23 protein-coding genes are annotated in these 21,972 nt (G+C 41.9%); 7 read left to right on the top strand and 16 right to left on the bottom strand.

Annotation, left to right across the window (positions count from 1 at the left end; translation table 11 throughout):
- Positions 1–22: 22 nt before the first annotated feature.
- From VL121_RS06450 to VL121_RS06435, 4 genes are all read right to left on the bottom strand, one after another.
- Positions 23–298: a hypothetical protein gene (locus VL121_RS06450; RefSeq protein WP_325403374.1), complete on the bottom strand. Its 276-nt coding sequence runs from the start codon at positions 296–298 to the stop codon at positions 23–25.
- Between the two features lie 11 nt (positions 299–309).
- Positions 310–558, bottom strand: coding sequence for an ORF6N domain-containing protein (locus VL121_RS06445; RefSeq protein WP_325403372.1), 249 nt, complete (start codon positions 556–558; stop codon positions 310–312).
- Between the two features lie 117 nt (positions 559–675).
- Complete coding sequence (locus VL121_RS06440; protein ID WP_325403370.1) at positions 676–2,718, bottom strand: ComEA family DNA-binding protein; 2,043 nt, start codon at positions 2,716–2,718, stop codon at positions 676–678.
- Positions 2,715–3,545, bottom strand: a complete 831-nt coding sequence (locus VL121_RS06435; RefSeq protein WP_325403368.1) for a hypothetical protein — start codon at positions 3,543–3,545, stop codon at positions 2,715–2,717. The genes VL121_RS06440 and VL121_RS06435 overlap by 4 nt, the downstream gene beginning before the upstream one ends.
- A gap of 203 nt (positions 3,546–3,748) precedes the next feature.
- Here VL121_RS06435 and VL121_RS06430 point away from each other — a divergent pair, with 203 nt between their 5' ends.
- Entirely contained in the window at positions 3,749–4,906 is a 1,158-nt protein-coding gene (locus tag VL121_RS06430) for an MFS transporter (RefSeq protein ID WP_325403366.1), read from the top strand.
- A gap of 77 nt (positions 4,907–4,983) precedes the next feature.
- On the opposite strand, the gene VL121_RS06425 is transcribed toward VL121_RS06430, so the two are convergent.
- The 4 genes from VL121_RS06425 to VL121_RS06410 all read right to left on the bottom strand — a co-directional run bounded on the left by VL121_RS06425 (position 4,984) and on the right by VL121_RS06410 (position 7,523).
- Positions 4,984–5,484 carry a hypothetical protein gene (locus VL121_RS06425; RefSeq protein ID WP_325403364.1) on the bottom strand — a complete coding sequence of 167 codons (501 nt, stop codon included), beginning with the start codon at positions 5,482–5,484 and terminating at the stop codon, positions 4,984–4,986.
- Positions 5,485–5,624: 140 nt separating this feature from the next.
- Positions 5,625–6,278 carry a GNAT family N-acetyltransferase gene (locus tag VL121_RS06420; protein ID WP_325403361.1) on the bottom strand — a complete coding sequence of 218 codons (654 nt, stop codon included), beginning with the start codon at positions 6,276–6,278 and terminating at the stop codon, positions 5,625–5,627.
- 346 nt (positions 6,279–6,624) lie between these two features.
- On the bottom strand, positions 6,625–7,071 hold the full coding sequence (locus VL121_RS06415) for a DUF1573 domain-containing protein (protein ID WP_325403359.1): 447 nt from the start codon (positions 7,069–7,071) through the stop codon (positions 6,625–6,627).
- Between the two features lie 2 nt (positions 7,072–7,073).
- Positions 7,074–7,523 (bottom strand): DUF1573 domain-containing protein, encoded by a 450-nt coding sequence (locus VL121_RS06410; RefSeq protein ID WP_325403356.1) that lies wholly within the window; start codon positions 7,521–7,523, stop codon positions 7,074–7,076.
- 160 nt (positions 7,524–7,683) lie between these two features.
- On the opposite strand from VL121_RS06410, the gene VL121_RS06405 reads away from it, so the two are divergent.
- The 4 genes from VL121_RS06405 (at position 7,684) to VL121_RS06390 (ending at position 10,475) form a co-directional block, all read left to right on the top strand.
- Positions 7,684–8,181 (top strand): TlpA family protein disulfide reductase, encoded by a 498-nt coding sequence (locus VL121_RS06405; RefSeq protein WP_325403353.1) that lies wholly within the window; start codon positions 7,684–7,686, stop codon positions 8,179–8,181.
- 107 nt (positions 8,182–8,288) lie between these two features.
- Positions 8,289–9,218, top strand: a complete 930-nt coding sequence (gene mdh, locus VL121_RS06400; protein ID WP_325403351.1) for a malate dehydrogenase — start codon at positions 8,289–8,291, stop codon at positions 9,216–9,218.
- A 248-nt stretch (positions 9,219–9,466) separates the two neighbouring features.
- On the top strand, positions 9,467–10,027 hold the full coding sequence (locus VL121_RS06395; RefSeq protein ID WP_325403349.1) for a hypothetical protein: 561 nt from the start codon (positions 9,467–9,469) through the stop codon (positions 10,025–10,027).
- Positions 10,028–10,196: 169 nt separating this feature from the next.
- The gene (locus VL121_RS06390) at positions 10,197–10,475 is read left to right on the top strand and encodes a hypothetical protein (protein WP_325403347.1); all 279 of its coding nucleotides are present in this window, start codon (positions 10,197–10,199) and stop codon (positions 10,473–10,475) included.
- A gap of 8 nt (positions 10,476–10,483) precedes the next feature.
- Here the strand turns inward: VL121_RS06390 and VL121_RS06385 are convergent, their stop codons facing one another.
- From VL121_RS06385 to VL121_RS06370, 4 genes are all read right to left on the bottom strand, one after another.
- A complete protein-coding gene (locus VL121_RS06385; protein ID WP_325403345.1) occupies positions 10,484–11,476 on the bottom strand; it encodes a glycosyltransferase family 9 protein in 993 nt (330 codons plus the stop codon).
- Between the two features lie 109 nt (positions 11,477–11,585).
- Entirely contained in the window at positions 11,586–12,812 is a 1,227-nt protein-coding gene (locus VL121_RS06380) for an MFS transporter (RefSeq protein ID WP_325403343.1), read from the bottom strand.
- A gap of 12 nt (positions 12,813–12,824) precedes the next feature.
- The gene (locus VL121_RS06375) at positions 12,825–13,796 is read right to left on the bottom strand and encodes a DedA family protein (RefSeq protein ID WP_325403341.1); all 972 of its coding nucleotides are present in this window, start codon (positions 13,794–13,796) and stop codon (positions 12,825–12,827) included.
- Positions 13,797–13,910: 114 nt separating this feature from the next.
- Entirely contained in the window at positions 13,911–15,287 is a 1,377-nt protein-coding gene (locus VL121_RS06370) for a dicarboxylate/amino acid:cation symporter (protein WP_325403339.1), read from the bottom strand.
- A gap of 190 nt (positions 15,288–15,477) precedes the next feature.
- On the opposite strand from VL121_RS06370, the gene VL121_RS06365 reads away from it, so the two are divergent.
- Complete coding sequence (locus VL121_RS06365; protein WP_325403337.1) at positions 15,478–17,121, top strand: amino acid permease; 1,644 nt, start codon at positions 15,478–15,480, stop codon at positions 17,119–17,121.
- Positions 17,122–17,238: 117 nt separating this feature from the next.
- Positions 17,239–17,733, top strand: a complete 495-nt coding sequence (locus VL121_RS06360) for a DinB family protein (protein WP_325403335.1) — start codon at positions 17,239–17,241, stop codon at positions 17,731–17,733.
- A gap of 41 nt (positions 17,734–17,774) precedes the next feature.
- Here VL121_RS06360 and VL121_RS06355 read toward each other — a convergent pair whose 3' ends face one another.
- The 4 genes from VL121_RS06355 to VL121_RS06340 form a co-directional block, all read right to left on the bottom strand.
- Positions 17,775–18,263 carry a cytidine deaminase gene (locus tag VL121_RS06355; protein WP_325403333.1) on the bottom strand — a complete coding sequence of 163 codons (489 nt, stop codon included), beginning with the start codon at positions 18,261–18,263 and terminating at the stop codon, positions 17,775–17,777.
- A gap of 74 nt (positions 18,264–18,337) precedes the next feature.
- A complete protein-coding gene (lepB, locus tag VL121_RS06350) occupies positions 18,338–19,834 on the bottom strand; it encodes a signal peptidase I (protein ID WP_325403331.1) in 1,497 nt (498 codons plus the stop codon).
- Positions 19,835–19,970: 136 nt separating this feature from the next.
- Positions 19,971–20,630: an alpha/beta hydrolase gene (locus tag VL121_RS06345; protein ID WP_325403329.1), complete on the bottom strand. Its 660-nt coding sequence runs from the start codon at positions 20,628–20,630 to the stop codon at positions 19,971–19,973.
- A gap of 5 nt (positions 20,631–20,635) precedes the next feature.
- Positions 20,636–21,799, bottom strand: coding sequence for a sigma-54-dependent transcriptional regulator (locus tag VL121_RS06340; protein WP_325403327.1), 1,164 nt, complete (start codon positions 21,797–21,799; stop codon positions 20,636–20,638).
- Positions 21,800–21,972 lie beyond the last annotated feature (173 nt).

Raw genomic sequence — 21,972 nt, 5'->3', positions numbered from 1 at the left:
GTTTGCAGGCTTGCCCAGAGGCTTAATCATAATGTTTAAAACCTATTTTATTTCTTGCGGTGGGTACGCTTTGCTTCTGTATCAGTTCATTCAAGACCATAAAAATATTCTCAATATCCCTGCTGTTACCTTTTACTTCCTTTTCTAATTTACCAAGCTGTATTAATATCGCTTTATGGGTAAGCGTATACTCCCGAAGCTTTGTAAATACTCTTATAATTCTGATGTTTACTTCTATGGCTGTTTTACTGTTTAAAATACTGGATAACATGGCAACGCCTTGTTCTGTAAAAGCCATCGGCATATATCTTACACCACCCAACTTGAGGTGCCAATTTGGCTCCTCAAGTTTTCAAATTCCTTTCTGGTAAGCGTAAACATAAAGTCTTTAGGGAACCTGTTTATATTTCTCTTTACCTGCCTTTTCAACTGTTTTGTTTCTACGCCATACATTGCCGATAAATCCTTATCCAACATTACTTTTTCACCACGTATTGCATATATTTTATTCAATACTTTTTGTTCTGCCACCAATAGCTGCAATTCTTTTTTTGCCATAGTCGCTATTTTTATATTTATAAATAAGTAACCGCTCTTAAAACCGAAAGCCGCAAATTGTGATTTTTAATAAAGGAACTTTTCCTGTAAGACAAATGCTGCTGACTTTGATGCATGTTAAAACGTTGCAGACAGCAATATCCTGATCTCCGATTTCTTATTTCCCTCAATTTCATCCAACCCGCTGCCAATAACATCCTTTTCACTATAAATGACCTGCCCCCATTTGACCCACACATTCATATATGTATTGAGTTTGTACCTGGCGTTGATATAATACCGTGTTCCCTTATCGTAAAATACGGGAACGGCATAATAGTACAGCACATCGTTTTCATAGGCATACAGCCTGGAGTTGTAGCTATCACTTTCAAAATATTGCAGGCGTGCATTCATACTCACGCGGCTTTGCGGAGGCTTGTAAAAAACGTCAAAAAAAGCTAAAAAGCCTTTCTCCTCATTTGCTTTCTCCGGCTTATACCACAACAGTTCAAACCGCTGCCGCACTGAAAATGTTCTGCTGAGCCGGTGGTTGATTTGCGTACGCCAGGAACGATTGAAAAAAGAAACTACTTCATGCATAACGGTAGCTTCCGTTTTTTGATTAATGGATTGCTGACGGCTCCTGTAACGGGTATACATTTCCGTTAGTTTGGAAGGTTTGCAACTGAGCTGAACAAAATAGTCTTTACCATAGGAGGGAGCATCCGTACGGTATTTTAGCCAGGGGAAACGAAATACATCCGCATACAAATCTATACTCCACGCCGGGAGCGGTTTCAGAGACAGCCCGGCAAACAATCCCTCCTCATTGGATACCGTGTTACCGGCAGTAAATGCGTTACCGTACAAGGCCTGGTAAGCCTTTGCAATGTTGCGGTACAGCAGGGAAATGCCGGCTTTAGGATGAACACTCACCAATACCCCGTTAATGGATGCTATGTTTACATTTCTGTCAATAGCTGTTTCTCCGAAAGCATGTATGTTTTTAAATGTGAAACCATAATCTATACTATAGTTGTTATGGTGCTTTCCGGTTAGTGTATACCGGTTATAAGGCACTGCTTCTTTTTGAATGCGCCTGTTAAAATAATAGTGTAGCATATTCAATCCCGCATACCCATTGCTTTTTTTATACATGAGGTTCACTCCATATGCCAGTTGACCTAAAGTTCCCCGGTCCAATCTTTCGCCGGGTGTTCTGTGGTATCCCGAAGTATGAATAGATGATACAAAGCCTTCCGCTTCTATAGTATCTGTATTTATCTTAGCGTCTAATTTTCGCATAGAAAGAAACACGGTTCCCTGCCAGTTGTTTTTTTCGAGCTGAACAGCAGCGCCCCGGTGAAAATAAAATGAGCCTGAAGAATTATACGGATGCAATACCGCAGATTGTCTTTTTATATGCAGTACAGCATCTCCTTTTCCAAACGCAAGTCCCTGCCAGTGAATCAGCCCCTGCCCCATATTAATAGTGTAATCACCCAGTGCAACAGCTTTAACTATACCCATATTTCTTGCAAAAAAATGAAAAGAATAAAAATCAAAACCTCCCGCGGTGCTCGTAAGTAATGGTTCGCCTGCATCCTTCGAAAACGTTACCCCGTACTGCAAAAGATTCTTATACTGGTATTTATAGCGAAGCATCAGTCTCGATGGATCGCCAGGATAAGCGTTTCGCGAACTGTCTTTTTCCAGGTATCCTTTTGCTTTTTCTATAGCATGCGAATAGCGCAGCACTATATAATGATTTCCCCCGCTAAGCCGTTTTGATAGTTTGTCTTTTGTTAACGCTGGTTCTGCAACAGCAATATAGGGCAGCAGCTTTTGAATAAGCGGTATATCCCAGCCTGGTACCGATTGTAATTCATAAATGCTGATCAGCTTACCTAATAATTTCCTGTAATTCATGAACTGGTTTACCTGCAAAGCAGACAGTAATTGCAGTTCCGTAAGCTCGGCCGCTGTAGCGGTGTTGAGATTGAGGTGATCTTTTCTCAGGTATTCCATTTGTTGCCACCAGCTATCATCCGCGGTTTCCGCATCTTCTGCTGCTTCTGTTATTGCTTCTAATTGCTGCTCCGTTTCAAAAGGCGGCTGCTCCTGACTTTGCGCATACAAGGGAAACAGCATATACCATATGAGGATGCAGCGGTTCATTGCTCCGTGCTTTTATTTAACTGGTATAACAGCAGTAAGCCGGGTGATATACCTAACTGCTGGTGGAAACTAACGGAAACATCCATACGCAGTTGCCGGTACAGGTAGCCTACGCCAAAGTAGCCGGATGATGTGCCTGTAAAAATGCCAGCCTTTGCCATCAATTCCTTCAATGGTTTATATTGAAAGGCCGCATGTATATTTACATCCCTGTTTTTTTCTTTTATTACTTCTAACTGCGTAAAAAATGAAGCAGACATTTCATACCCGATACCGGCTTTGTATATGGAAGCAATCTTTTCGCCTGTGTGTCTTCCTAAAGGGCTGCTCAAAGGATTATATACCGATACGCCGGTATGCAACTGGTTGCTGATATGAATAACCGATCCTATTTCAAAATTTACAGCCGAAGCGCTGAGGTAGGAAGGAATACGAAGATGATAATAGTTGAATTTAGCACCTATGCCTATTTTTTCACTAACCGGTAAACCATAGGCAATGCCAACCTGTGATTCATTATATGCAGTATACCCAAAATAATCCGCCTGCAGCGCCAAATTCCCGAAAGTGGCGGGTACCGTAACAACCGCAGTGTATAAACCCGTTTCCGCCAGCATAAATCTTCTTTCGCCATACACGCCGGCGCTGAAGTTTTTCAGCGCCGACAGCGCTCCAATATTGGATATAACAGAAAACGCATCCTGGAAGTTTTTGCTGTATGCCCCTGAAGAAAGATAGTAAGCTATTAAGGGACTATGTGCAGTTTGAGTAAAACCACCGGTGGCCAGGCAAAGCCATACCACGGCAAGCAGGTTAGCGCTTTTCATTACATGGTGTTTGAAGAACAAAATAATGAAAAAATATTGTCCTGAAAAATATTTCCTGAATACCGGGGTTCATATATCGGAGTGTCACAAGTTTCGGGTTACAGGTGTTTTCCTGTAGCCTGGAACACTCGGACTGCCGAAAGCTCATATTGTTAGCCGCAAACTATTTTTATCCTGTTCAAACCATAACTTAGCATTTTAATATGCTATCGTTAACACAAGTTCCATCACCTGCAAGAACTGCACGCATTGCCGTTAGCGCTTTATTTTTTTCCGCCGGACTCTGCTTTTCAAGCTGGGCTTCACGGATTCCTGCTATTCAGCAAAAGTTGCAACTCAGTGAGGCCGGGCTGGGTATGGTACTGCTTTCATTGCCCATGGGACTGATGCTGAGCTTACCCGTATCCGGCTTTGTAGTAGCGCGTTATGGAAGCAGGCGCACAGTTGTTATTGCATGCCTGCTTTATGCGTTTTTACTTCCTTTTTTGGGTGTTGTTTCTTTTGTATGGCAACTGGTTATGGTTTTGTTCCTTTTTGGCTTTGCCGGTAACCTGCTTAATATTTCCATGAATACCCAGGCTGTAAATGTGGAGGATGAATATGGCCGGTCAATTATGGCCTCTTTTCACGGGGTATGGAGTGTGGCGGGTTTTAGCGGAGCCGCTATCGGCATGCTTATGCTGTCTTTTTCTGCTTCTCCCTTTCTTCATTTTTGTATTATTACTGCTTTGGTATGGAGTATTGTTTTTGTGGCGTATAAATATTTGCAGGTAAAAGATATACATTCAGGCAGCAATACTCCTGTGTTTGCAAAGCCCGACAGCACATTGTTAAAACTGGGGCTAATTGCTTTTTGTTGTATGGTATGCGAAGGCACCATGTTTGACTGGAGCGGTATTTATTTCATTAAGGAAGTGCAGGCTCCCCAATCGCTTACTACTTTGGGTTATGTAGCTTTTATGACCACCATGGCAGGAGGCCGGTTTGCCGGTGACTGGCTGTCGGTAAAGTTGGGCAAGAAAAATATGATCAGAATAAGTGGTTTGCTGATTGCCGGCGGGTTAATGCTGGCAGTGGCACTGCCTTATATCGTTCCTGCTACTATAGGCTTTCTGATCACAGGCATGGGGGTATCTTCTGTTGTACCCCTGGTATACAGCGCTGCAGGGCGATCAGGAAAAATAGCTTCTGGCGTTGCGCTGGCAGCGGTTTCTACAATCGGTTACCTGGGGTTTTTGTTTGGTCCGCCGGCCATTGGGCTAATAGCACAGGCGCTTAGCCTAAGATGGTCTTTTACCCTGATCGCTTTTCTGGGATTAGGTACCACATTATTGGCCGGGTTTTCCAGGATTGAAAAATAAAAACAAACCAGAACAACTTTATATGTGCTGGTTTGTTTAACTGCTTTTCCTTTTTTATATCATCCGGTAGCATTCATTTACCGCATTGTTTCAAAAAAAGATACATTTCCATCGGGTGTTACCTGTAATATGATGGATTCAGACTGGTCGTTCTTTTTTAATGATACAAAATAATTGACATCACTTTCATAAGGCACCAGCGGGAATAAATCATTCAGGTTGTCTTCCTGGTCATTATACACAATCGTACTTTCAACGGTATAATTTTTATACTGCTTTGCAATTGTTTTACGTGCAGATCCGGGCAGATCGCTATAAGCAAAATTATGGGTAGTGCCGGCGAGTTCGCTATTCCAGTCGTAAAAGGCGTGCATAAGTATACCATTCTGCATAAATGTAGCTTCGCTGTATTGCTGATCCCTGCTCCATTGTTCGCCTTTTACATTAGGAAAATCTGATTGAAAATCCTGTTTTGCCATAAAGGTGGCTTTTTGTTTGCTTGCTTTGTGGACGCCATCGGCAAATGAAGCAGTACAGATAAGGGCAGCCATCAGCATTGTTAAACCTATCTTTTTCATAACTGTAGTTTTTAAAATAATGAAATTTGTTATACGCTTATACAGACTGCTGCTGATCGCTATCGTTTATACTGCCATTGTTAAGCAAATGTTTTTATACTGCCCTGTAACTGTACGTTATGTATCACTGAATTTTCCGTTCAGCGATAATGATAGTTTTTGATTAAAACATTCACAGAATGTGGTTGTGAAGACTGATGGTAACTCACGTTTGCCTGTCCTGTGTTTTTGAAATCTAGTTTTTCAAATAGCTTTAAAACATGGGTGTTATTTATAAAAGCCAGGCACCAGTTTATGCTGTTTTTTTCGCAAAAAAGTATTCTGCTCACGGCCAGTTGCCTGCTTAATCCATTTCCATGATACCTATGATCAACAACCAAACGACTGTAAAAAGCAAAGGGAAAAGCAATAGGAAGAGCAAGGTGTTGCAGGGAATAGTTATAGGGAAATTCATACAGAGAGTGAAATATATTAAGCCGGGCTGCTGCAACTATTTCACTTTTATCGTTCATGATGATCCAATGCAAAGCCGTTTCATCTAATTCATCAGACCAGCCATTTGGGAAAAGCTGCCTGTTTACAAATTTGCTTTTACCCGAATGCTCCCAAACATTTACACGCAATTCGTATATTTCCTTTAACCTTGTTTTATCTGTTAAAAGCTGGGGCCCCGATAAGGCAGATTGCGGCTTGTAAAGACCATTTTGTAATGGATGAAACAACTTGCCGGGAATATTAGATGCTACCATGTGTTCATCAGTTGAAACGCAACTGAATGCTGTATTTGTTGCCATTGTTTTTATGTTAAGGAGAGAAAATATTTTTAAAAATGCAAATTTTGATTATTTCCATTTTTAATTTACGTGATTGATTGAAGGATAAACCGGTGGATTATAGAGATGAACAGCATCGGACAGAAGGGGAGTATTGTATGTTCTTTGCAATTAACATAATGCAAAATTAATAAAGCCTTACCGGCTTGCCAAATTTATGGGTTAACCTTTCCCCCTATTTTAAAATATTACCGGATTGAGTAAATGTTTTTTGATAGCTATACCTGCAAAAAAATCCCCTTTGCTTTTAGCAAAGGGGATTAAGTATGAAAAAGCGGATCCTGTATACTGCAGGCTGACTTGTAAATTATTTACCGCCTTTATTATTTTTCTTTTCCGACTCGTATTTGGCATATGCTTCGGCATTCAGCACGTTCCCTGTAATTCTTAATTCAAGCGGAATATCAATACCCTGTACTTTTACATATACCACCTTATCGAATTCACCCGCAGCCGCGGCATTAAATCCTGCTTTAATAATATTGCTTTTTCCTTTGGCAACAGGCTGCTCAGGTTTGGTTGGTGTTGTACAACCACAGGAAGCCCACGCGTTTTCTATCACCACAGGTTTATCGCTGGTGTTTTGAAAAGCAAAGTCGTAAGTAACGGGAACGCCCTGTTTGATCTTTCCAAAGTCGTGTTTTTTTTCTTTAAAGCTGATCAGGTCTTCGGCTTTTTGCTTGCCTTCGGTTTTCTGTGCCACAGCCCAGGAAGTTATGGCAAAAGCTGCCATGGTAAATAACAGTTTCTTCATATTTAATGGTTTATGTTTTTTAATAATTGTACACTTGCATTAGCGGGAGCGGGGTCGGCAGGTGTTTCCCAAACTTCTCCTTTAATATACAGCATCTTTGTTTTTCCTGAATTATAAAAAATTGTTACCGGCTTTTCAAATGTTCCTTTAACCGCCGCATTATAACCTACCGTAATTTTTTTTGCTGCGCCGGGCGCTATCGGGTCGTGGCTCCATTCAGGAGTAGTACAACCGCAGGATGCCTGAACATTTTCAATTTGAAGCGGTTCCTTTCCCGTGTTTACTACTTCAAAGATATGGGTTACCGGTTTTCCCTGTTGTATTTTTCCAAAATCATACCGGGTTTCCTTCAGTAACAATATATCCTTAGCCGCAGGCAGGGCGGTGTTGTTCTGCGCCTTCACCGCCGATGCTAAGCCCAATATAAATAAAAGTGCGTAAAGCTTTTGCATTGTAATTTCGTTTCCTGTGCCTGCTACAACGTTTGTGCAAACTTACATATTGTTAAGCAACAACGTTAAAATTGTAGCTGATCCTTCATTTTTTTAACAAGCTTGTTGCTTAACTTGTGGTTTACATTTCCGTTGCTATTTTTGATCAAACTTAACCACAATGAAATATCTATTTATCCTGTTCGTGCTGTGTGTATGTGGCAAACAAAGTATCGCCCAGAATGATACGGCAAAAACTACACCATTGTATACACAGTACCCTTTACCCCAGTTTTCTATTTTACTTACCGATAGTGTAACCTGGTATACCAAAAACGATTTGCCCAAAAAAAAGAAAACGGTGATCATGCTGTTCAGCCCCGACTGCGAACATTGCAAACATGAAACCGAATTAATAAAAAAGAACATCAGCCAGTTCAGCGGTACCCAGGTAGTAATGGTAACGCCGATGCCCTTTGCTAAAATGCAGGAGTTTTATGAACATTTTGAGCTGCATAAGTTTAAAAACATTACGGTAGGGCGTGATCCGAAATTCTTTTTCAGCAATTACTTCAAAGTGCATTACCTGCCTTTTTTTGCTATTTACGATAAAAATTACAAGCTGCTTAAAACTTTTGAAGGTTCCACCAGGCTGGAAGACCTGATAAAATACCTGTAATAAACAACAGGAGTTGCGGGGGTGTTTTAAGCTTCCCCAAATTAACATTCGGCTAAATACCTTTATTTTGCTGAATAATATTCTTCATTTATTAAATACACTCACTAATGAAAGTAACTGTTGTAGGCGCCGGATCAGTAGGCGCAACCTGTGCTGATAATATTGCCAGGGCAGCGCTTTGCGAAGAACTGGTTTTGCTGGATATTAAAGAAGGACTGGCTGAAGGCAAGGCGATGGATATGATGCAGACCGCCGCATTATTAAATTTTGACACTAAAATTACCGGGAGTACCAGCGATTATGTAAAAACAAAGGGCAGTGATGTTGTGGTGATCACTTCAGGTATTCCGCGCAAGCCCGGCATGACGCGTGAAGAGCTGATTGGCATTAATGCAGGTATTGTTAAAAGTGTTACCAGTAATATTCTTCAGCATTCACCCAATGCAGTGATCATTATTATAAGTAACCCAATGGACACAATGACCTATTTGGCCTTAAAATCGACCGGGGTGCCTAAAAATCAGATCATTGGATTGGGCGGCATATTAGACAGTTCAAGATTTAAGTACTACCTGAGTCAGGCCCTGCCTGCTTCGCCCAACGATATACAAGCGGTGGTTATAGGCGGACATGGTGATACTACAATGATTCCGCTTACCCGCCTGGCTACTTACCAGGGTACCCCGGTAAGTGCTTACGCCAGTGCCGAAACCTTGAAAAAAGTGGCTGCAGATACGATGGTGGGTGGCGCAACACTTACCAGGTTAATAGGTACATCGGCCTGGTATGCTCCGGGTGCATCGGGCGCCGATATGGTAAGGGCAATTGTGCGGGATGAAAAGCGGCTGATACCCTGCTCTGTATACCTCGAAGGAGAATACGGTCAAAAAGATATTTGCATGGGTGTTCCCGTAACTATAGGCAGAAATGGCTGGGAGAAGATTATTGATTTTAATTTGAATGATGAAGAGAAAGCCCTGTTCAGTAAATCGGCCGATGCGGTAAGAACCATGAATAACGTTTTAAATACATTATAGGCGCGTTATATTTTTAAGCTATACACATTCACCTGCTGAATGTAGCTCACACTGTTGTAAAAGTATTTTGGGTGCATCCCATTTTGTTGCAAAGGTTGCCAGCCTTTAATCAGAACGATAATTTGGAATGCACCCCATTTTTTTACCATGCCATTTCTGACTATATTTAAGTTTTCCAATGCCTTATTGCAACCTTTAACCCTCATTCTGTATCCTACACTGTACCCGGTAAACTTAAATTAACGCGTATGAAGCTGGCTTTACTTTTTGCATTCGCTACCCTCTCCCTGTTCGCTTACGCACAGGTTCCATTTAACAGGAACCCGCAACTCAATCAAACCTTATCTCCCTATTCTAATGAACGGATCAGCCCCCTGAAAAACCTGAAGATCAATCCGCAGTTTAACTGGCATCTGAACCCTTATTCCAATGCCGCCATTAACCCGGGCAGTAACGCGTTGATCAATCCGAAATTAAACACGAAGATCAATCCCCACTATAATGAATTACTGAACCCCCTGCGTTCACTGAGTTTGAACCCCTTGATGAATGGTAACTGGCTGGGATATTATTTGTTTGATAAAGAAGGCAATCACCTGGGCTACTATGTGCGCGGAGATCAATTAGTGATGCTGTGTTTTGACCTGAAAGGAAAATGGACCGGTTATATGGTTCAAACAGACAATAACACCTACAATTATTTTGATTTGAACGATGAATGGACGGGCATATTTGCCTGTACCGATTCGGACAGCGGTATTAACATGTTTAATAAGGAAGGCGAATGGACCGGCGACTACGCCAGGTAATACCATGTTTTTTCTCCTGTTTATATTAGCATAGCTGTATTTGCCGGTGAAAGCGGCAATGACTATTGATGTAAGGTAGATTTTTGCAAATGACTTAGGGCTGTTGTTGATGGTATGGGGTGAATGGGATACTTTTAGAGAGTAAAAATTCATCCTGTAATCCTACGCTATGCTAAAGTATCTTAATTCACCTTTGAAAGCCACCGGAAGCTTACTTACGCTGGCCGGTATGTTTATAGCTGTATTTACATTTGAACAGTTTCTTTTTCTCGGGCTATCCGTTATTTCTTTGGGTGTACTTATACTGGTAACCGCCGGACTGCTTTATAAATCGCCTGTGAAGCGAGGCTATAACAGGTGGGGAGAAATTGCACTGGTATTCTTTATTCTTGCATTTTGCGCCGTGCTGCTGCTGGATTACCTGGGTATTATAAAGATAGTTTTATAACCGGTTACTCAAATCATACTTTTTACTTTATCGGCCATGGCAGCCACATCCTGCAAATGCATGCATTTAAAATGTTTTTTGGGACATTTTTTTGTGCCATAATTAGAACAGGGCTGGCAGGGCAGCGCAGGCACAATAAAATTGGTGTGCTTTTGCGTTGATGCGCTGCCGTAATAGGGCTCCACATCCAATTTGGGCGAAGTGCCACCCCATACAGCTAATACCGGTTTTTGAAAAGCGCAGGCAATATACTGTAAGCCGGTATCGTGCGAAATAACCAGTTTGGCCTTCCGGGTAATATCGGCCGATTCATTGAGCGAAAACTTGCCACAGGCGTTATATATTTTTACCGGGTCAACAGCAGCTATTGCCGTTCCTTCCGGTATATCTTCATTGCCACCCAGCAACACCACGGGATGTTGTATTTGCAGGCAAAGCTCCTGTAATTTGTATACCGGCATTTTTTTGGTATAATAAGAACCACCGATAACAATAGCAATATAACCCATTTGATGCGATAAAGGCAATTCGGTTATTTCTACTTCTTCGGCTTTGGGTATAAAATAATCCAATCCTTTTCCATCGTCTTTTACACCCAGTGGAAGAAGGGTATTAAGACTTCGTTCAGCAATGTGAATGCCGGGCATGGTATTAATGCCCAGTTTGGTTAACAGCCATTTTTGCAAACTAAGTTTACGATAGCTCAGCCACTTTGTTTGCATATCTGTTTCAAGGAAAATGCGCAGGGTACGCCAGTTTTTATGCAGGTCAATAATATAGTCATATTGTTCCCTCCGGATATCCCGGATCGTTTGCTTAATATCCTTATCAAAATAATGAAACTTATCAATATAGGGATTGGCAACTGTAACCGCTTTAAACTTTGTCCTGGTCAGAAAATGCACTTCAGCGCCGGGAATTTGTTGTTTGAGGCAACGGATTGCCGGTGTGGTTAATACAATATCGCCAATGGAAGAAAAACGGATGATGAGTAATTTCATGGATGCCGGTTGGTTAGTTGATCAGTGAACAGGCAAGTTATATTAATCATTTATATCCCGGTGGTATTACTCACTATTGATTATTCACCATTCACCCCCTGCACATCCTTCATTCCTCCACGTAATTCAAATCCTTGTTAAAAGTTTCCTTTGTCAGGATGATAGCACTGGTACCAATAGCCATAATAATAACGGCCGAAATCCATCCGCCGGTATAAAAGCTGGTAACATTGCGCAATCCCTGGAACAGGGGAAGAATAAAGATCGCCAGCATTCCCCTGATCATATTAGGTATGGTTGTGGCAGCCGTTGCCCTTATATTAGTGCCAAACTGCTCTGCCCCCATGGTAACAAATATAGCCCAGAACCCGGTACCAAAGCCAAGTCCTGCGCATATCCAGTACATTCGCGCTGCCGATCCATTCCACTGAACGGTAAAATACAGGATCATAAAGAAGGCTGTAATCATATAAAAAACATACAGCGCTTTTTTGCGGCTTTTGAACCATTGACTTACAAATCCAATAATAATATCACCCAGCGAAATAGCCACATAGGCAAACATGATGGATTTTCCGGGGTCAATTTTTTCAGTTATGCCCATATGCTTACCAAACTCACTTGAAAAAGTAACCAGCACACCTATAACAAACCAGGTAGGTAAGCCTATTAATATAGCGGTAATGTATTTTTTAAACCGCTCCGCATTATTGAAAAACATAATCAGGCTGCCGCGTTTTACATTCATTTTTTTAACCTCGTGAAACATGCCCGATTCAAAAACAGATATCCGCAGCAAAAGCAATAAAAGCCCTAATCCGCCGCCAATAAAATAACAGGTGCGCCAGTGAAAGTTTTCCTTGACAAAAAATGCGGCTACAGCACCTGTTAAGCCCAGCCCGGCAACCATTGATGTAGCAATACCTCTTTTTTCTTTAGCAGTGAGCTCCGATACCAGCGTAATACCGGCGCCCAGTTCCCCCGCCAATCCTAATCCGGCAATAAACCGTATCCATTTGTACTGATCAACTGTTTGCACAAAACCATTGGCGATATTGGCCAAAGAGTATAAAATAATGGAACCGAATAATACGCTGATCCTTCCTTTTTTATCGCCCATTACACCCCAGATAATGCCGCCAAGCAGCAATCCCCACATCTGCCATTGCAAAATTGTTTCCCCATCGGTTAATAATGCCGCTTCCGAAAGCCCCAGGTCTTTCAGGCTTTCAATGCGAATGATGCCAAAAAGCAGCAAATCATATATATCAACAAAATAACCCAGCGCCGCTACTATTACGGCAATATTAAAAATCGCATTTTTGGGTTGGGGCATGGGGCGCTGAATTTAAACGGTTGCTTTTGGCTTTTTTTTGCCGGATAATAGCTTTATGGCTACGGGCAGGGTTGTTACCAGCACAATAATAAGAACAATTACCTCCAGGTGATCTCTTAATTCAAAACCAAATTGTTTTCTTACCCATATCTGCAAAAAATGCCCGGCAAATATCATACTAACCACCCACGCTATACAGCCCACTATATTGTAAAACATGAATTTCTTCCGCTCCATTTGAACAATGCCTGCCACAATGGGTGCAAAAGTGCGTATGATGGGTAAAAAGCGGGCAAATATTACGGCGCCTCCGCCATACTTTTCATAAAAATCATGGGCGTCATTCAGGTATTTCTTTTTAAAAAGAAAGCGATCCTTCCAACTGTACATGGCTGGCCCTATTTTTCTTCCAAACCAATAGCCTACCATATTGCCTATAATACCTGCCAGGGAAATGAGCGCTGTCATCAGCAACAGGTCTACCCATTCATTCCGGATATGCCCTATACCAAATGCTTTAAAGAACTCATGTACGAGGCTGCTGCTGTATATGCCCGCTACAAAAAGCAAGCTGTCGCCAGGAAGAAAGAAACCTACAAACAAACCGGTTTCGGCAAATACAATAAATAATAAAAGCCAGAGTCCCCCATTAATAATATAGAACATGGGGTTCATCAGATCCTTCCAGGAAAAATCTTTATGAAGTGTTATGGGTTGGTCTTTTTTAATTTCAGCTATGGATGACGGGAAATCATTGTATCCGCTGCGGCTGATTACCACAACATCGGAAGGTTGCGCTTTGATGGTGAAATAGCCGCTATCATTCGCCAGGTACTCGCTGGTATTACCGCCCACGGTAATAACCGCGTTGTTAAGGGTTTCTTCATACTGGTTAAGGATTTTGAATTTGATTTCTTCTTCCTGTGCAAATACCGCATAGCTCATTACAATACAAATAGCCGTACCAATAATTCTTTTAATCATACCTGTGTTTTGAAGTTTTTCCATTTCGGTGGCAAAATTGCAATATCTGTCCAAATAAATGATCAGTTTTATTTGCTTTCTTAACAGAATATTAAAAAGAAAGGTTAAAAATGATTAGTCAGGCTGAAATGCCAGTGCCTTTTCATCGTCAAATTCACCTTCCCAGCGTGCTATTACGCAACTTGCCAGGGTATTTCCAATTACGTTTACTGAAGTGCGCGCCATATCCATGAGTTCATCAATGCCATAAATAGCCATAATAGGCCAAATGGGGAATCCAAATGTAGAAGCCGTGGCAATCAGGATCACCAGTGATGCCCTGGGTACTGCAGCCACTCCCTTACTGGTAAGCATCAGCGAAAACCCGATCATTAATTGTTCTCCTATGGATAAGTCAATGCCTGCCGCCTGTGCCACAAATACCGAAGCCAAAGAGAGATACAAAGTAGTGCCATCTAAATTGAATGTATAGCCTGTGGGTATAACAAAGGCTACGATCTTCCGGGGCACGCCAAATTTTTCCATATTTTCCATAGCAATCGGAAGTGCCGAATCGGAGCTGGTAGTGGCAAAAGCAATTGAAACCGGTTCTTTTATGGCCTGGATAAATTTTTTAACCGGCACTTTTATAAAAAGTAATATGGGTAATAATATCAGTAGCAGAAAAACAAATAAGGCTAAATACAGGGTGACCAGCAGCAACGCCAGGTTCTTCAGAATGTCGAGGCCTAAATGGCCAACGGTTACCGAAATAGCTGCCCCTACGCCAAAAGGAGCAAAATACATGATAATATGCACAAACCTGAACATGGTTTCGGCCAGGCTCTCTGAAAATTCCAGCATTGGCTTTTTACGGTGGGGGGCCAGTTTGGCAAGCGCGATACCAAACAGCACACTAAATACTACAATAGGCAATACACTGCCTTCATAAATAGATTTTATAATATTTTCAGGAAAGATGTCTACAATATGATCCTGCCATGTTTTTTCCACGGCAACCGGTAGTTCTTTAAGTAAAGCGGCGGGTACTTCGATGCCTACCCCGGCCTTGGTGATGTTTATAAACAGGAGCCCGATAATGAGCGCGAACGTGGTAACGATTTCAAAATATAAAATAGACTTCCAGCCCATACGCCCTACCTGTTTGAGGTTGGAGTGACTGGCAATACCTACCACTAATGTAGCAAACAACAGGGGCGCTACAATGGTTTTTACAAGGCGCAAAAATATGGTGCTCAGGAACCGGAGATGTTGAGAGAAGGCGGGGAAATCCAGCCCTATTTCTACTCCAATGGTCATAGCCACAAATATCCAGGTAGTGAGTGATTTCTTAAACCAGGCAAATAGTACCAGGGCTATAATCAAAAGCCACCGGCTTATAAATAATACTTTGTCAGGAAGCGTGATCCAGTGTTCGAAATGAAAGAAATGCAGCGCAGCAACAATGGTGAAAAGGGATAGCGCTAAGAATCCTGAACTGCGGGTATTCATATAATACTAAAAGGGCTGGTAAGTTTCAAAACTAACAGAAAGTTTACGGTTAATGAAAAAGAAATCATCCTTTTTTGAAGGATGCCAATATAAAACCGGCAAAGTTTCTCCTGAATTGAGCAGAAATCATTATTTTTCACACTTAATTTCCCAGACCGGAAAAATTTTACTTTAAATACCCACTAAGGCTATGAGTTTATTTATAAAAAAACCAATTGCAGGATTAATTGCTGAAGCCCAGGATACCGGGCCGGGAAGTTTAAAGAGAACATTAGGACCCTGGGCGCTGGTAGCTTTAGGTATTGGAGCCATTATAGGTGCAGGCTTATTTTCTATTACAGGCATAGCGGCAGCCAACCAGGCTGGTCCTGCTATTACTATTTCATTTATGGTAGCGGCATTGGGCTGCGCTTTTGCGGGATTATGTTATGCAGAGTTTGCATCCATGATACCGGTAGCCGGCAGTGCGTACACCTATAGCTATGCTACCATGGGCGAGTTTATTGCCTGGGTTATTGGATGGGACCTGGTATTGGAATACGCAGTTGGCGCCGCTACAGTAAGTATAAGCTGGAGCAGGTACCTGACCAGGTTCTTAGAAGGATTCGATATTTTTTTACCTGTTTCACTAACTGCGGGTCCATGGGATGGGGGGCTGATTAACCTCCCGGCTGTGTTAATAGTGGTTCTGGTAAGCGCCCTGCTCATACGCGGAACACAGGAAAGTGCATGGGTTAACTCTATTATTGTGGCGCTTAAAGTAAGCGTGGTATTGGTGTTTATTATATTAGGGTGGCAATATATCAATAAAGAAAATTATGTACCCTATATTCCTGAAAACACAGGCAATTTTGGAGAGTTTGGTTTTAGCGGAGTGATCAGGGCGGCGGCTGTAGTATTTTTTGCCTATATTGGTTTTGACGCGGTAAGTACGGCGGCGCAGGAAGCCAAAAATCCCAGAAAAGATATGCCAATTGGTATATTAGGCTCCTTAGTTATTTGTACCATACTATATATCCTTTTTGCGCACGTAATGACGGGCGTTACCAGCTATACTTCTTTTAGAGGACAGGATGGTATAGCACCCGTGGCAGTGGCTATTGAGCATATGGGTAAAGCGGACAGCGCCGGTGCAATTCACCCGGATTATCCCTGGCTGAACCGCGCTATTATAGTAGCTATCCTGGGCGGTTATGCTTCTGTAATATTAGTGATGCTTATGGGGCAAAGTCGTGTGTTTTACAGTATGAGCAAGGATGGGTTATTGCCTAAAATATTTTCTAACGTGCATCCTAAATTTCAAACCCCTGCCAAAAGCAATTTAATGTTTATGCTGCTGGTAAGTTTGTTTGCCGCATTTGTGCCTGCAAGGGTAGTAGGGGAGATGACCAGTATCGGCACTTTGTTCGCGTTTATACTGGTATGTATTGGTATATGGGTGATGCGGGTAAAAATGCCCGATGCTCCCCGCGGATTTAAAACGCCGCTGGTACCGCTTGTCCCTATTCTGGGTGTGGTTACCTGCTTTTTTATGATGGCTTTTCTGCCTTTGGATACCTGGATCCGTTTGATTTTATGGATGATCATAGGCTTTGATATTTACCTTTGGTATGGCATTTACCACAGTAAACTTTCCGGCGGGCAGCCCGGAACAGTAACACAGGCAAACAAGGTAGTAGGCTTAAGCGGCTTGATTTTGTCTGTATGTTTAATTGTCATAGCTTTTGTACATCATCATGTGACCAACGGAGCCGATAATGTTATTTTTTATTTTTCGCTCATTTTCGCTGCTGTGCACGTGGTATTGTACGCTCGGAGAATGATGAAAAAATAACCGGAACCGGTTTAACCTATACCAACCGTTTTCTCTGGCAGGAGATGGTTGGTATTGTGTTGTTAGCGACAAGCCAGCTTATGACATCCCCGACTAATACAAAACAGAAATCATAGAATGACCAGGAGTATATTTGTTGCAAACAGACTTAGAGAAGTTCTGCTTAACGGGCATTGGATTGCAAATACGAATTACAAAGAACAATTATTGCGTATAACCTGGAAACAAGCGATACAAAAAATAGGCACTTTAAATACGATTGCAGCGCTGACTTTTCATGTTAACTATTATTTGGCCGGACTTCTGAATGTGCTTCATGGAGGAAAACTTGAAATTCGCGATCAATACAGTTTTGATTTGCTGCCTATACAATCAGAAAGAGAATGGAAAGAATTAGTGGATGATTTTTTATCCAATGCTGAAAAATTTGCCGCGCAGGTTGAGCAAATAACAGACTCACGGTTTGACGAACCATTTGCAGATGAAAAGTATGGAAATTACCTGCGGAATATAGAAGGCGTTATTGAGCACAGCTATTATCATTTAGGGCAAATCTCACTTATCAGGAAAATGATTGCAGAAAACACGGAAGCACAAGCTGAAAATAAATGACCAAGCATTACCGGTAATGTATATGTTTGGGGTAAATAATACTATCGCATATCCGCACCGGAAAAATATAAGGGCAGAAGCGATTTTACATCATTGATCACAAATACCTTCCCTTCCATTCCTGCCAAAACCAACCGGATAGGTTGCTGCTGACGAAGTTCATACTCCAGGAGGGTTTGACGGCAAATGCCACAGGGCGCCGCGGGATGTTCACTTTTACCGTTCTTTTTATTGAAATAGCTGATGGCGATTGTTTGTATAGGTATACCGGCATATAAGGAAGCGGCGGCGGATAATAATACTCTTTCGGCGCATAAACCCACAGGAGAGGACGCGTTTTCCTGGTTGGTACCCGTAATGATTTTCCCGTTTTGTAATATGGCAGCGGCACCTACAAAGAACCGGGAGTAGGGAGCATAAGCAAGTTGGGTTACTTCCCTGGCTTTCTTTAACAGCTCCTGGTCGGCTTCGGGCAGCAACTCAATAGCATTTAATACTTCGTAAGAAAAAGAAATCTGTTCTTTTTTCAACTGAAGGTTTTTTGGTTAGATGATTCAGGCTAATTGTGCCTTACAACTTATCACTTATCACTTACCACTTACCACTATTTTATAGCTTTAAACAACCGCTTCCATCTTGGGCCGCTATCCCAGCTAAACCATATTAGTGAGGCTTTCCCTACTACATGATCTTCGGGTACATAGCCCCAAAAACGGGAATCCTGGGAGTTATGGCGGTTATCGCCCATCATCCAGTAATAATCCATTTTAAAAGTATACTGGTTGGTTGCTATGCCATTGATGATAAATTGCCCGCCTTTTTCTTCAAGTGTATTATGCTCGTAAACAGCAATAACCCTGCTGTAAAAAGCTATGTTTTCGGGTGTAAGCGTAATGGTAGCGCCTTTTTTGGGAACCCAAACCGGTCCGTAAAAATCTTCACTCCATTTATAATGTGCCGTATCGTTGGGGAACACACCGGGGTTGAATTGTTTTACATCCTTAACTATGCTTTCTACATAAGGCAGTTTTTTCATGCGCTCCGCTTCTTCAGCGCTCAGGTCAATCATATAGTTCATATTATTGCCAACGAGCAACTGTTGTCTTTCCGGGTTGGTTTCTACATGAAAATCTTCCTTTAAAACATCTTCATCAAAATATTGTCCTTTGGTTTGCACATTATAAAAAGTGGCGGAGGCCTCCGGCACATATCCCGGTTGGCCATTTACATACAAAATACCTTCTTTTAATTGCAGGGTGTCTCCCGGTATACCCACACAGCGTTTAATAAAGTTCTCTCTTTTGTCTACCGGCCGTACTATAATATCATCTCTTTGCAGCAGGGCTTCGCGGTTGCCACCGTACTGATCCCGCAATACATCATAGTAATTGAGGTTCGACTGGTATTCGCCTATTACCGTATCGCCAACGGGATAATTAAATACCACCACATCATTGCGTTTTAACGGGGTAGTCCATAAACGTTTGTAAGGAAGTTTAATCCATTCTAAATAAGATTTACCTCCTGTTATGGGTGCGGTATGGTGTACAAAAGGAATAGCTAAAGGCGTATTGGGAAGCCTGGGACCATAGCTCATCTTGCTAACAAACAAAAAATCGTTTACCAGCAGCGTTTTTTCCATGCTGCCGGTAGGAATAACATAGGCCTCAAAAATAAAAGTGCGAATGATAGTGGCTGCCACTACCGCAAAAACGCCGGCGTCAATCCATTCCCTTGCAGCAGATTTTTTGTAATTCTTTACTACGGCATTGCCTGCATACCTTTCGTTTTTAGAATATCCCAGGTAGGGAAAATACAAAAAAGGAAGAAACACGGTTGCGGCATGATGCAGCAACGAAAAGCGTCCGAAATGTTCTACAAAACGGATGCATATCCAAATTGTAATAAACTGCCCCACAATGGGTATGAACTGCAAAAAGAACCAATATTTTTTTAAAGGCATTTTTTCTACCATGCACCAGGTATTGTAAAAAGGGATCAGGGCTTTCCAGGGCTCAATAGCCGCCTTTTTAAACATGCCGTATAAACCAATAAGAGAACCAATTGTTGCTAAAATAAAAAGGGTGAAGCCTAAACTCATGTAACGCTGTTTTTATGAAGTTGCCAAAAATAGTATAAATAGCTGATTAAGCCGATATGTCGTTCATTATAGTAAGTTGTTACCAGCAGCGATGCTTTTTTATGTTAAATAAAATGTAACGGCAAATACCTGCAGGCTACATAATATCATTCAAAATAGCAGACACTTCTTTTGCGTGGCGGAACACTAAAAAGTGCCCGGCAGAAGCAATCGTATGCGTTGGATGTACCAGCGGGTAGGGAAATATTTTATCATTGGTACCATGCAAATGAAATAGTTTTTCAGGCAGCCATTCGTTTTTCCAGTTTAATACCTGGTGAACGGCCCATTTAAGATAAACGGGATCTATATGCTTCCTGTATTCATGAGCCAGTTTTTTTTCTTCTTCGGTTACCGCACCGAGGAAATAGTTTTCGAGGGGTTCAAATAATTTTAAAGGACGAATAGCGTGAAGGCGGCCTTTAGGTATAATAGCATCCAGGTTCAATTTGCCGGAGGCCTTCATCCATCGCGGAATTTCATGGTGCGTTTTTACACTGGAAATGAGTATCACTTTTTGAATAGCCGCCACTTTAGCAATCTCTATGCTTAACATGCCTCCAAAGGAAACGCCGATTAGTGTGGCGTTTTTTTCGGTGATGCGTTCACTCATTCGCAGGGCGTATGCCGAAAGGCTTTCAGCAGGCAGGGGCATCAGCCAGTGCAGATAATGCACCGTAGTGCCGCCCCAGTTCAGCTTGCTGAATATCCTTTCATCGGAACCTAAACCACATATACAATATGCTGTTTTCAACATAAGGCTTAATTACCGCGAAGTACATAATTGCGTATATCTTCTGTTGTGATGTTTTTGCCGGAAAGAATAACCAGCCTTTCCACCACATTTCGTAATTCACGTATGTTGCCCGTCCAGTTATTTTCCTGCAGGGCCTTTAAGGCATCGGCAGTTATTACTTTTTGGGCAATTCCGTAATCAGCGCATATATCTGAAAGGAATTTTTCTACCAGCAGGGGAATATCATCTTTCCTTTCGTTTAAAGAAGGCACATGTATAATGATTACACTGAGCCGGTGATACAGGTCAAGCCGGAATTTTTTTTCATCCACTTCGTGAAGCAGATCTTTATTGGTAGCGGCTATTACCCTCACGTCTACAGTAATATCTTTATCTCCGCCTACGCGGGTTATTTTTCCTTCCTGTAAAGCTCTCAGCACTTTAGCCTGGGCATTAAGGCTCATATCGCCAATTTCATCCAGAAACAAGGTTCCGCTATGTGCCTGTTCAAACTTGCCTATGCGCTGTTTTACTGCCGAAGTAAAGGAGCCTTTTTCGTGACCAAACAGTTCACTTTCAATTAACTCGCCCGGAATAGCGGCGCAATTCACTTCAACAAGCGGGTTTTTGCAACGGCTGCTTTTTTCGTGTATCCAGCGTGCTACCAGTTCTTTGCCTACACCATTTTCACCCATGATCATTACCCTTGCATCTGTTGGCGCTACTTTGTCTACCGTTTCTTTAATTTTTAAAATAGGAGCCGATTCCCCAATCATTTCCTCCACCTTAATTACTTTCCGGCGAAGTACTTTGGTTTCGGTAACCAGGTCTGTTTTATCCATCGCGTTGCGGATGGTAATCAGCAGCCTGTTCAGATCGGGTGGTTTTGAAACGTAATCGTATGCTCCTTTTTTTACAGATTCTACGGCCGTTTCAATAGTGCCGTGACCGGATATCATGATAATGGGAACATCCGGGTTTATTTCCCTGGCTTTATCCAAAAACTCTATGCCGTCTATCTTTGGCATTTTAATATCACAAAGCACTACATCGTAATTTTTTTCCCTGAACCGCTTCAGTCCTTCCTCCCCATCGCCCGCTTCATCTATCTTGTATCCTTCATAGGAAAGGATCTCCCCCAGCGTCTTGCGTATCGCTTTTTCATCGTCAATGATCAGAATATTTGACATAGTACAGAATAATTTTAATTTTCAAAAATAAGCTATTATGAGGGAGTTCTGGGATTGTTACAGGTTGCAGGTTCCGGGGTAGGGTAAGGGATACAGGGGGCTTCTCAACTTTTCACCACTCACTACTCACTACTCACTGCTTTATCAAATGCTAAAATTCAGTCATGTATTCA

Source organism: Agriterribacter sp., assembly GCF_035497235.1.
Classification (GTDB): Bacteria; Bacteroidota; Bacteroidia; order Chitinophagales; family Chitinophagaceae; genus Agriterribacter.
This window is presented reverse-complemented; position numbering and strand designations above follow the sequence as displayed.